This window comes from Aquabacterium sp. T101 (assembly GCF_057219775.1).
Genome location: NZ_JBXVVZ010000001.1, coordinates 391,626 through 402,768, shown reverse-complemented (window position 1 = coordinate 402,768; position 11,143 = coordinate 391,626). Strand labels below are relative to the sequence as shown.

The following is an 11,143-nucleotide window of genomic DNA, read 5'->3' as shown; positions in this document are numbered from 1 at the left end:
GCGCTTTCAAGGGCGCCGGCCTGTGGGCTAGGCCTTCGGTGCGGACACCGTCACGAGGGCCGGGCGAAGCACCCGGTCTGCGATCAGGTAGCCCTTCTGCAGCACGGCGACCACGGTGTTCGGGTCCTGGTCCGCGGGCACCACGCTGATGGCCTGGTGCTGGTGCGGGTCGAAGCGGGTGCCGGCCGGCGGCGCCACCTCCACCACCTTGTGCCGCTCCAGGGCCGCCGTCAGCTGGCGCAGCGTGGCGTGCACGCCCTCGAGCACCTGGGCCGCCGTGGCGTCGGGCAGGGCGATGGCGGCCTGCAGGCTGTCCACCACGGGCAGCAGGCTCTCGGCGAAGGATTCGACCGCGAACTTGCGCGCCTTGGCCATCTCCTCGTCGGCGCGGCGGCGCACGTTCTCGGCCTCGGCCTTGGCGCGCAGGTAGGCGTCGTTGCTGGCCACGAGTTCGGCCTGGATCTGGGTCAGCTGGGCCTCGAGGGTGGTTTCCGGCTGCACGTCGGTGTCGGCGGCCGGCGGGGTCGGGGGGTGCTCCGGGGTGCTCATGAGTTGTTGGTTTGCGGGGGACTCGCGCGGACTTGGGGGCCAATGCCCATACTTCAAGAGGGTCTTCGATCGGGTTTACGGTGGGCGTGGAGCCCGGCCGGGCGCTCAGTCGTCGTCGAGCGACGCGCTCCAGCGGTTCCAGCGCGGGCCGGCCTGGTCCAGGGCCCGGCGCTCGCGCTTGGTCGGGCGGCCCTGAAGCCGGGTGGCCGCGGGCTCCGGCGCCAGCCGCCGGGCCTCGGCCGCCCGGGCCTGCGCCTCGAGGCTGGCGGCGGACTCCTCGTAGAGCGTCCGGGCCACCGCCGCCGGCCCGCGTGTGCGCGACAGGGCCAGCACCTTCACCTGCCGGGGAGGCTGGCCCGGCAGGCGCAGTTCCATCCACTCGCCCACCCGCAGCTCGCGTCCGGGCCGCGCCGGCTGCCCGGACACCAGCACGCGCCCGCTCTCGGCCGCCTCGGCGGCGAGCGCGCGGGTCTTGAAGAACCGCGCGGCCCACAGCCACTTGTCCAGCCGGTCGCGCGGCTCGGCGGGTGCGCTCACGGTGTGCTCCCGCGCCCGGGGCGCAGGGGTGCCAGGGCCCGGACGCCGCGCCGGTACCTCACGGCTGGACCCCCGCCAGCGGCAGCCGGGCCACGGCTTCGAGGCCGGCCACGCGGCCGTTGCGCTCGACGTTGGCGAGTTCGATCTGGCCTCCGAGGGACTGGACGATCTCGCGGCAGATGGTCAGGCCCAGGCCGACGCCCCCGCGACCGGCGTCGCCGGTGGCGAAAGGCTGGAACAGGCGGGCGCGCAGGTCCGGTGGAAGGCCGGGGCCGCTGTCGGCGATGGTCAGTGCCGCGACGCGGTTGTCGCAGACCAGCCGCACCGACAGCCGGCCCCCGGTGGGGGTTTGCTTCACCGCGTTGTGCAACAGGTTGCGCGTCAGCTCGCGCAGCGCCCACTCGTGCGCCTGCACCGGGGCCGGCTGCAGCTCGATGTCGAAGTCGAGCCGGGCCTGGGCGACCAGGGGCGCCAGGTCCAGCGCGACGGCCTCGGCCACGGGGGCCCAGTCCACCACGCCCGGCGCCCCCTGCTGGCGCAGCTGCTCCACCTTGGCCAGCGCCAGCATCTGGTTGGCCAGTTCGGTGGCCCGGTCGACGGTGGCATTGATTTCCTCCAGCGCCTGGGCGGGGGCCACGTCGCCGCGCCGCGCGGACTGGATCTGGGTCTTGAGCACCGCCAGCGGCGTGCGCAACTGGTGCGAGGCGTCGCGCACGAAGCGGCTCTGGTGTTCCAGCAGGTGGGCCAGCCGGGCCATCACGCCATTGGTGGCGTCGAGCACCGGCAGCAGTTCGCGCGGCGCGCCCTCGGTGGGCAGGGCGGACAGGTCGCCGTCGGCGCGGGCGCGCAGGCCGGCCCCCAGCGCCCGCACCGGACGCGTGGCGCGCTGCACGACCCAGATCACCACGGCGGCGATGACGCCGATCAGCAGCAGCTGCTGCACCAGCGTGCGCACGAGCAGGTCGTGCGCGAGCTGTCGCCGCAGCTCGAAGGTCTCGGCGACCTGGATCGTCGCCATGCCCAGGTCGGTCGGCCCCGCCACCGGCTGCAGCAGCACGGCCATGCGCACCGGCTCGCCCTCGTAGCGGTCGTTGTAGAAGTGCACCAGGGCCGCATAGGGGCTGGTGCCGGCCGAGGCCGGCCGGGGCGCGGGCAGGGCCTCGAAGCCCGACACCAGCTCGCCCTTGAAGCCCAGGATCCGGTAGTACATGCGGCTGCGGTTGTCGGCTTCGAACGCCTCCAGCGCGGCATAGGGAAGATCGGCGCTGACGTGGGCCTGCTCGCCGCGGCCGTCCACCCGAAGCTGCTCGCCGATGGCCTTGGCCGACGCGAGCAGCGTGCGGTCGTAGGCCGAGTCGGCGGCCTCCAGCGCGGCGCCGTACAGGCTGGCCGCCCCCAGCGTGACCAGCACCACCAGGGGCACCAGGATGCCGATCAGCAGCCGGCGTCGCAGCGACACGTGGCGCGGCGTCACGGGCCGGCCCGTCCTTTGGCGTCGGCATCGGGGGCGGGCGGCGCATCGGCGCCCGGGGCCGGCGCATGCTCCAGCAGGTAGCCCAGCCCGCGTAGCGTCACCAGCCGCACGTCGGTCGGCGAGAGCTTCTTGCGCAGGCGGTAGGCCACCACCTCGATCGCGTCGGGCTGCACGGCTGTCTCGCCGCTGAACACGACATCGCTGAGCTGTCCCTTGGCCAGCGCGTGTCCGGGCCGGGCCAGCAACGCCCGCAGCAGCGCCGCTTCGCGCGAGGTGAGTTCGAGCGGGCGGCCCTGCCACAGCACTGCGGGGCTGCCGGGATCGACCTGCAGGCCGCCGAAGCCCGGCGGGGCGCTGTCGGCCGGGCCGCGGGCGCGCCGCGCCAGGGCGCGGACGCGGGCCTCGAGCTCGTCCAGGTCGAAGGGCTTGGCGAGGTAGTCGTCGGCGCCGGTGTTCAGGCCGAGCACGCGGTCGCCCACCGTGCCGCGGGCGGTGAGGATCAGCACCGGCGTGGCCAGGCCCTCGGCGCGGGCCGCCGCCAGCACCTCCAGACCGTCCCGGCCGGGCAGGCTGAGGTCGAGCACGACCACGTCGGGCTGCGCCGCGCGCCAGCGGTCGAGCGCCCGGCCGCCGTCGCCGCAGACGGTCACCTGCATGCCGCGACGCTCGAAGCTGCGTTGCAAGGTGGCCTGCATGGCCGGATGGTCTTCGACGAGGAGCAGCTTCATCCGAGCCGGGGATTATCGGCACCGCGATGGCCGGGTTTTCACGGTGGGGTCTGACAGCGGATTGACAGCCTCGCGGCCGAGCATCGCGGATGCCGGGGCGGGGTAAGCACCACTGCCCTGCGGCGCGGCCCGCGCTCTACCCTGAGCCCCCGGGCCGGCACCTTCATCAGGAGACACACGAATGCGACGCGACACCTTCCTCCGTTCCATGGCCGCCCTGGCGGCTGCCGGCGCGCTGCCGATGCCGGCCGCAGCCGCCGCCAACCTGAAGATGATGATCCCCGCCAACCCCGGCGGCGGCTGGGACACCACCGGCCGCGCCCTGGGCAAGGCGCTGCAGGACGCGGGCGTGGCCTCCTCGGTCAACTTCGAGAACAAGGGTGGCGCGGCCGGCGCCATCGGCCTGGCGCAGTTCGTCAACGCCAGCAAGGGCGACGCCAACGCCCTGATGGTGATGGGCGCCGTGATGCTGGGCGGCATCATCACCGGCAAGCCGCCGGTGAACCTGTCGCAGGCCACGCCGATCGCGCGCCTGACCAGCGAGTACAACGTGTTCGTGCTGCCGGCGCAGTCGCCGCTCAAGACCATGGCCGACGTGGTCGAGCAGATGAAGAAGGACCCGGCCTCGGTCAAGTGGGGCGGTGGCTCGCGCGGTTCCACCGAGCACATCGCGGCCGCGATGATCGCGCGCGCGGTGGGCGTGGACCCGGCCAAGATCAACTACGTCGCCTTCCGCGGCGGCGGCGAGGCCGTGGCGGCGATCCTGGGCAACAACGTCACGGTGGGCGGCAGCGGCTACAGCGAGTTCGCGCAGTACATCGAGAGCGGCAAGATGCGCGCCATCGCGGTCACCTCCGACAAGCGCCTGAAGGGCATCAACGTGCCCACGCTGAAGGAGCAGGGCATCGATGTCGAGATCGGCAACTGGCGCGGCGTCTACGGCGCCCCCGGCATCACCGCCGAGCAGCGCAAGGCGCTCACGGACATGATCCTCAAGGCCGTCAAGTCCAAGGCCTGGGCCGAGGCGCTGGAGAAGAACGCGTGGACGCCCGCCGTGATGGCCGGCAAGGAGTTCGACGAATTCGTCGACCGCGAGTTCGCCAGCCTGCGCGCCACGATGGTCAAGGCGGGCATGATCTGACCGCGCCGATGCCGCGCTCGATCCACGAGGTGGCGCTCGCCGCCGGCGTGCTGGCCATCGGCGCGCTGCTGGCGGTGGGCGCGCTGTCGATCCCCTCGACGGCCGGCTACGGCGGCGTCGGGCCCAACTTCCTGCCCTGGGTGGTGTCGGCGTCGCTGCTGGTGTGCGGCGCGATGCTGCTCTGGCAGGCCCTGCGCGGCGGCTACCGGCACCGGGACGCGCCGTCCGGCGCGGCCCGCGCCGACTGGGTGGCCATGGCCTGGGTGTCGGCGGGCGTGCTGGCGGCCGCGGCCCTGATCACGCGCACCGGCTTCGTGCTGGCCTGTGCCCTGTGCTTCACGCTCGCGGTGCGCGGCCTGCGCGGCGCCGAAGGCCGCCCGCCGGGCAATGCCCGCCAGACCCTGATCGACCTGCTGGTGGGGCTGTGCATCTCGCTGCCGGTGTTCTGGCTCTTCACCCGCCTGCTCGGCATCTCGCTGCCGGGGCTGACGGGCACCGGCTGGCTCTGACGCGCCCATGACCGAGACCCTCACCAACCTCGCGGGCGGCTTCGCCACCGCGCTCACGCTCGTCAATCTGATGTGGGCGTTCGTCGGCTGCGCGCTGGGCACGGCCATCGGCGTGCTGCCCGGGCTCGGGCCGGCCGTCACGGTGGCGATGCTGCTGCCGATCACGTCGCAGGTGGAGCCCACCGCGTCGATGATCTTCTTCGCCGGCATCTACTATGGCGCCATGTACGGCGGCTCGACGACCTCGATCCTGCTGAACACGCCAGGCGAGACGGGCACCATGGTGACCGCGCTCGAGGGCTTCAAGATGGCCAAGAACGGCCGCGCCGGCGCGGCGCTGGCCACGTCAGCGATCGGCTCGTTCGTCGCCGGCACGCTGGCCACCGTGCTGGTGACCCTGTTCGCCCCGATGGTGGCCGAGTTCGCCGTCACGCTCGGGCCGCCCGAGTACTTCATGCTGATGGCGCTGGCCTTCGTCACGGTCAGCGCGGTGCTCGGCAAGAGCACGCTGCGCGGCCTGACCGCGCTGTTCATCGGCCTGGGCATCGGCTGCATCGGCCTGGATCAGATCAGCGGCCAGGTGCGCTACACGATGGGCATCCCTGAGCTGCTCGACGGCGTCGAGGTGGTGCTGGTGGCCGTGGGCCTGTTCGCCGTGGGCGAGACGCTCTACAACGCGATGTACGAGGGCCGTTCCGACGCCACGCTCAACACGATGGGCAAGGTGCACATGACCGGCACCGAGTGGCGGCGGTCGTGGCCGGCGTGGCTGCGAGGCACGGCGATCGGCTTCCCGTTCGGCACCATCCCGGCCGGCGGCTCGGAGATCCCCACCTTCCTGAGCTACGCCACCGAGCGCAAGCTGTCGAAGCACCCGCAGGAGTTCGGCACCACCGGTGCGATCGAGGGCGTGGCCGGGCCCGAGGCGGCCAACAACTCGTCGGTGACGGCCACGCTGGTGCCGCTGCTGACGCTGGGCATCCCCACGTCCGTCACTGCGGCGATCCTGCTGTCGGCGTTCCAGAACTACGGCCTGCAGCCGGGCCCGCAGCTGTTCCAGACCTCGTCGGCCCTGGTGTGGGCGCTGATCGCGTCGCTGTACATCGGCAACGTGATGCTGCTGGTGCTGAACCTGCCGCTGGTGGGTCTGTGGGTGAAGCTGCTGAAGATCCCCAAGGCGCAGCTCTACGCCGGCATCCTGATCTTCGCCACCGTGGGCGTGTACGCGATGCGGCAGAGCGAGCTGGACCTCGTGTTCATGTACGGCGTGGGCCTGCTGGGCGTGCTGATGCGCCGCTTCGACTTCCCGACCGCTCCGGTGATCGTCGGCATGATCCTCGGGCCGCTGGCCGAGGCGCAGCTGCGCAATGCGGTGTCGATCGGCGAGGGCAGCTTCCGCGTCTTCATCGACCGGCCGATGTCGCTGGGCCTGATCGTGGTGCTGGTGGCGGTGCTGGTGCTGCCGCGCCTGCTGCGACTGGTGCAGCGGTTGCGCTCGAACCCGGCCCTGCCGCGCGGGTGACGCATCGTTCGATGCGCCGGTGAGGCGCAGGCGTGCCGCCCGTGCGACCGCGCGGCGGTGGTCCGCTAGTCCTTCGCGCCCATCTCGAGGGCGCGCTGGCGTTGCGTGGCCAGCGTCGCGGCATCGGGCACCGCCGTGTCCCAGCCCTGCAGGTGCCGCATGACGATGCCGGCGAGCGCCGCGATCCAGGCGTGCTGGTCGTTCAGCGCCGGGATGTAGCTGTACTGGCGGCCGCCGGCCTCGATGTAGGCGTCGCGCGCCTCCTGGGCGATCTCCTCGAGCGTCTCGAGGCAGTCCGACGTGAAGCCGGGGCAGAACACGTCCACCCGCGACACGCCCTGGCGCGCCAGCGCCACCAGCGTCGGCTCGGTGTAGGGCTCCAGCCACTTGGCCTTGCCGAAGCGGGACTGGAAGGTGACGATCCATTCGCCCTTGGCCAGGCCAAGCGCCTCGGCCAGCAGCCGGGCGGTCTTGTGGCATTCGCAGTGATAGGGGTCGCCGAGCGTCAGCGAGCGCTCCGGCACGCCGTGGAAGCTGAGCACGAGGCGGTCGCCGCGGCCTTCGCGGCCCCAGTGGTCACGCACCCGCTGGGCCAGCGCCGCGATGTAGCCGGGGTCGTCGTGATAGCGGTTCACGAACCGCAGCTCGGGCTGGCGCCGCTGGCGCTGCTGCCACGCCATCACCGCGTCGTTGACGCTGGCCGTCGTGGCGGCGGCGTACTGCGGATACAGCGGCAGCACCAGCACGCGCGTGGCGTTGGCCGCCTTCAGTTCGTCCATCACCGACGCCACCGACGGGTTGCCGTAGCGCATGGCGGTGCGCACGATCACCTGCGACGGCATCAGGCCGCGCTCGCCGAGATAGCCCTGCAGCATGCGGCCCTGAACACTCGTCCAGTGGGCGAGCGGCGAGCCGTTGTCGGTCCAGATGCTGGCGTACTTGGCGGCCGACTTGGCGGGGCGGGTGTTGAGGATCACGCCATGCAGCAGCGGCCACCACAGCAGCCGGGGGATCTCGACCACGCGCGGGTCGGACAGGAACTCGCGCAGGTAGCGCCGCAGGGCGGGCGCGGTCGGAGCGTCGGGCGTGCCCAGGTTGACCAGCAGCACGGCCGTGCGGGGCGGCGTGCCGTGGGGCAGGGCGGGCTCGGCTTGATAGGGCATGGTCGCGGATTGTCCGCGAAGGCGCGAGGACGGTGCCGCTAGGGGTCGACGAAGTGCGGCTGGGTGTCGCCGAAGCGAACGACCTCGAACTTCACGGCGGCCGAGCGCGGGTCGCTCGGGGGTGCCCCCAGGCCGATCACGCCGTGACCGTGCAGCGTGCAGGTGCCGCGCTTGAGGCTGACCACCTCGTCGGCGTTGGCGAAGCGCACGAAGGTGCCGTTGATGCTCAGGTCGGTGAGCGAGAAGACGCCACCCTGCCAGTCCAGCCGCGCATGCTGGCGCGACACGCGCGCGTCGTCGACGCAGAACGCGCTCTGCGGGCTGCGACCGAGGATGATCGGCAGGCGGTCGCTCGAGACCAGCCGGTTGGTGCGCTGCCACGACAGGCGCAGGCCCTCGGGCTCGGACATCGGCAGCAGGGCCGTGCCGAAGGCGGTGGCCGCCGCCAGGTCGCCGGCGGCGCGCCGGCCGCCCAGCAGGTGCACGTGCACCGGCTCGGCGCGGCCGCGCAGATGCATCCAGTCGAGACTGCGAAAGCGCGCCTGGTCGGCGCGCGCGAGGCCGGCGAACACCTCTTCGGTGATCAGCGTCTCGTTGTCGCCGGCGTGGTCCAGCAGTCGGGCGGCCACGTTGACGGCGTCGCCGAAACAGTCGCCGCCCATCTCGACGATCTCGCCGCGCGCCAGCGCCACCTGCAGGCGCAGGCCGCGCAGGCCGGTGGAGGCGCCGTGGGCGCTGCCGCGCTGCACCAGGGTTTCCAGGGCGTCGTGCATCAGCGCCGCTGCCTGCACCGCCGGGGCCGGCATCTCGAACACCGCCATCAGCCCGTCGCCCAGCGTCTTGACGACCTGGCCACCGCGCTGGACCACGCTGGCCCCCAGGGTGTTGACGGTGTGCGTGATGACCGAGGTGGCCTCGGCGTTGCCGAGCCGCTCGAACAGCGCCGTGCTGCCGCGCAGGTCGGCAAACAGCACGGTGCGTTCGGCGATGCGGGTCACGGCAGGACTCTACACGCTCGCGGGGTTGCGACCTTGGGGGGCGGGCCTCAGAGGTTGTCGAGGTAGGTGCGCAGCTTGTCCGAGCGGCTCGGGTGCTTGAGCTTGCGGATCGCCTTGGCTTCGATCTGGCGAATGCGCTCGCGGGTCACGTCGAACTGCTTGCCGACTTCCTCGAGCGTGTGGTCGGTGCTCATCTCGATGCCGAAGCGCATGCGCAGCACCTTGGCCTCGCGCGGCGTCAGGCTGTCGAGGATGTCCTTCACCACGTCGCGCAGGCCGGCCTGCATCGCCGCGTCCACCGGGGCCACCGAGTTGGTGTCCTCGATGAAGTCGCCCAGGTGCGAGTCGTCGTCGTCGCCGATCGGCGTCTCCATGGAGATCGGCTCCTTGGCGATCTTCATGATCTTGCGGATCTTGTCCTCGGGCATCTCCATCTTCTCGGCCAGCGTCGGCGCGTCCGGCTCGTAGCCGAACTCCTGCAGGTGCTGGCGCGAGATGCGGTTCATCTTGTTGATCGTCTCGATCATGTGAACCGGGATGCGGATCGTGCGTGCCTGGTCCGCGATGGACCGCGTGATCGCCTGGCGGATCCACCACGTGGCGTAGGTGGAGAACTTGTAGCCGCGACGGTACTCGAACTTGTCCACCGCCTTCATCAGGCCGATGTTGCCTTCCTGGATCAGGTCGAGGAACTGCAGGCCGCGGTTGGTGTACTTCTTGGCGATGGAGATCACCAGGCGCAGGTTCGCCTCGATCATCTCCTTCTTGGCGTCGCGCGAGGCCTTCTCGCCCTCGTTCATCTTCTTGTTGATCTGCTTCAGGTCCTCCAGCGGCACCACCGCCTTGGCCTGGAGGTCGATCAGCTTCTGCTGCAGTTCCTGCACCGGCGGCAGGTTGCGCGCGAGCACGGTCGCATAGGGCTTGCCGGAGGCGATCTCCTTCTCGGCCCATTTCAGGTTCAGCGCATTGGGCGGGAAGGTCTTGATGAAGTGGTCCTGCGGCATGCCGCACTTGTCGACCACGATCTTGCGCAGCTCGCGCTCGTAGCGGCGCACGTCGTCGACCTGCGAGCGCAGGATGTCGCACAGGCGCTCGATCGTCTTGACCGTGAAGCGGATCGACATGATCTCGGCGCTGACCGACATCTGCGCGCGGTTGTAGGCCGGCGACTTGTAGCCTTCCTTCTCGTAGGCCTTGCGCATGCGGTCGAAGTGGCCCGAGAGGGCGTCGAACTTCACCAGCGCGGCGGCCTTGAGTTCCTCCAGCCGCTTGGTCAGGGCCTTGCTCGTGGCGCCTTCGTCCTCTTCCTCGTCGTCGAACTCGTCGAAGTCCTCCTCGGCGACGTAGTCGTCGGCCTCGTCGTCGGAGACGAAGCCGTCCACCGCCTCGGAGATCTGCATCTCGCCCGCGCGGATGCGCGTGGCCATGGCCAGGATCTCGGCGATGGTGGTGGGGCTGGCGCTGATGGCCAGCATCATCGCCTGCAGGCCGCCCTCGATGCGCTTGGCGATCTCGATCTCGCCCTCGCGCGTGAGCAGCTCCACCGTGCCCATCTCGCGCATGTACATGCGCACCGGGTCGGTGGTGCGGCCGAACTCGGAGTCCACCGTGGACAGCGCGGCCTCGGCGGCCTCCTCGGCCTCCTCCTCGGTGGCGGTGGTGGTGGAACCGCCGGCGATCAGCAGCGTGGCGGCGTCGGGCGCCTGCTCGTACACGGCGATGCCCATGTCGTTGAGCATCGACACGATGGCCTCGAGGATCTCCTCGTTGACCAGCTTTTCGGGCAGGTGGTCGTTGATCTCCTGGTGCGTCAGGAAGCCCCGCGTCTTGCCCATCTTGATGAGGGTCTTGAGCTCCTGGCGGCGCTTGGCGACTTCCTCTTCGGTGAGCTGGGTCTCGTCGAGGCCGAACTCGCGCATCAGCGCGCGCTCCTTGGCGCGCGACACCTTCATGCGCAGCGGCTTGGCCTTGGCCTTGGTCTCGCCCTCGTCGGCCGCTTCGGCGTCGACGTCGGCTTCGACGTCGGCTTCGATGTCGGAGAAGTCCTCGTCCGGCAGGTCCTTGCCGGGCGGCACGCCCTTGGCGGCGGGCTTGCCCTTCGCGCCCTTCTTGCCCTTGGGCTCGTCGGCCGGCTTGGCGGCTGTCTTGGCCGCAGGCTTGGCGGCCGTCTTGGCCGGCGTCTTGGCCGCGGGGGCAGGGGTGGCCTTGGCCGCCGGCTTGACCGGCTCCGCCGCCTTGGTGGCGGGCTTGGCAGCCGGTTTCGCGGGCTTCTTGGGGGTCTTGTCGTCGGCCGCGGCCTTGCCGGCAGCCTTGGCGGGCGTGGCAGGAGCTTGCTTCTTGGCGGTCATGGGAATCCTCGGGGCTGTCTGGGCGCGCTCGGGCAAAGCGCCGGCCGGCCCGCGACATGCGCCTCGTCATGTCGCCAGGAACGGCCTTCCATTGGGGTGGCAGGTGACGACCCGGACGCTGCACGCGCCGGATCCGAGGAACGCAGCCCTTGCGGGGGAGGGTGGCCTGTCGGT

10 protein-coding genes are annotated in these 11,143 nt (G+C 71.3%); 3 read left to right on the top strand and 7 right to left on the bottom strand.

What is annotated here, in order from left to right:
- Positions 1-27: 27 nt before the first annotated feature.
- From grpE to AC2EAQ_RS01855, 4 genes are all read right to left on the bottom strand, one after another.
- Positions 28-549, bottom strand: coding sequence for a nucleotide exchange factor GrpE (gene grpE / locus AC2EAQ_RS01870; RefSeq protein WP_484640001.1), 522 nt, complete (start codon positions 547-549; stop codon positions 28-30).
- Between the two features lie 105 nt (positions 550-654).
- Entirely contained in the window at positions 655-1,086 is a 432-nt protein-coding gene (locus AC2EAQ_RS01865) for an Hsp15 family ribosome-associated heat shock protein (protein WP_484640000.1), read from the bottom strand.
- Positions 1,087-1,144: 58 nt separating this feature from the next.
- The gene (locus tag AC2EAQ_RS01860; protein ID WP_484639999.1) at positions 1,145-2,560 is read right to left on the bottom strand and encodes a sensor histidine kinase; all 1,416 of its coding nucleotides are present in this window, start codon (positions 2,558-2,560) and stop codon (positions 1,145-1,147) included.
- Entirely contained in the window at positions 2,557-3,288 is a 732-nt protein-coding gene (locus AC2EAQ_RS01855) for a response regulator transcription factor (protein WP_484639997.1), read from the bottom strand. Before AC2EAQ_RS01855 ends, AC2EAQ_RS01860 begins: the two co-directional genes overlap by 4 nt.
- A gap of 181 nt (positions 3,289-3,469) precedes the next feature.
- On the opposite strand from AC2EAQ_RS01855, the gene AC2EAQ_RS01850 reads away from it, so the two are divergent.
- The 3 genes from AC2EAQ_RS01850 to AC2EAQ_RS01840 are packed head-to-tail and all read left to right on the top strand — an operon-like array spanning position 3,470 to position 6,460.
- Positions 3,470-4,429 carry a Bug family tripartite tricarboxylate transporter substrate binding protein gene (locus AC2EAQ_RS01850; protein WP_484639996.1) on the top strand — a complete coding sequence of 320 codons (960 nt, stop codon included), beginning with the start codon at positions 3,470-3,472 and terminating at the stop codon, positions 4,427-4,429.
- An 8-nt stretch (positions 4,430-4,437) separates the two neighbouring features.
- Positions 4,438-4,938, top strand: a complete 501-nt coding sequence (locus AC2EAQ_RS01845) for a tripartite tricarboxylate transporter TctB family protein (RefSeq protein WP_484639995.1) — start codon at positions 4,438-4,440, stop codon at positions 4,936-4,938.
- Positions 4,939-4,945: 7 nt separating this feature from the next.
- On the top strand, positions 4,946-6,460 hold the full coding sequence (locus AC2EAQ_RS01840) for a tripartite tricarboxylate transporter permease (RefSeq protein WP_484639993.1): 1,515 nt from the start codon (positions 4,946-4,948) through the stop codon (positions 6,458-6,460).
- 65 nt (positions 6,461-6,525) lie between these two features.
- On the opposite strand, the gene hemH is transcribed toward AC2EAQ_RS01840, so the two are convergent.
- Genes hemH through rpoD form a run of 3 tightly spaced genes read right to left on the bottom strand, consistent with a single transcriptional unit; the run spans position 6,526 to position 10,969 of the window.
- Positions 6,526-7,623 (bottom strand): ferrochelatase, encoded by a 1,098-nt coding sequence (gene hemH / locus AC2EAQ_RS01835; protein ID WP_484639992.1) that lies wholly within the window; start codon positions 7,621-7,623, stop codon positions 6,526-6,528.
- Between the two features lie 38 nt (positions 7,624-7,661).
- Positions 7,662-8,621, bottom strand: coding sequence for an adenylate/guanylate cyclase domain-containing protein (locus AC2EAQ_RS01830; protein WP_484639991.1), 960 nt, complete (start codon positions 8,619-8,621; stop codon positions 7,662-7,664).
- Positions 8,622-8,668: 47 nt separating this feature from the next.
- Positions 8,669-10,969, bottom strand: coding sequence for an RNA polymerase sigma factor RpoD (rpoD, locus tag AC2EAQ_RS01825; RefSeq protein WP_484639990.1), 2,301 nt, complete (start codon positions 10,967-10,969; stop codon positions 8,669-8,671).
- Between the last annotated feature and the right edge of the window lie 174 nt (positions 10,970-11,143).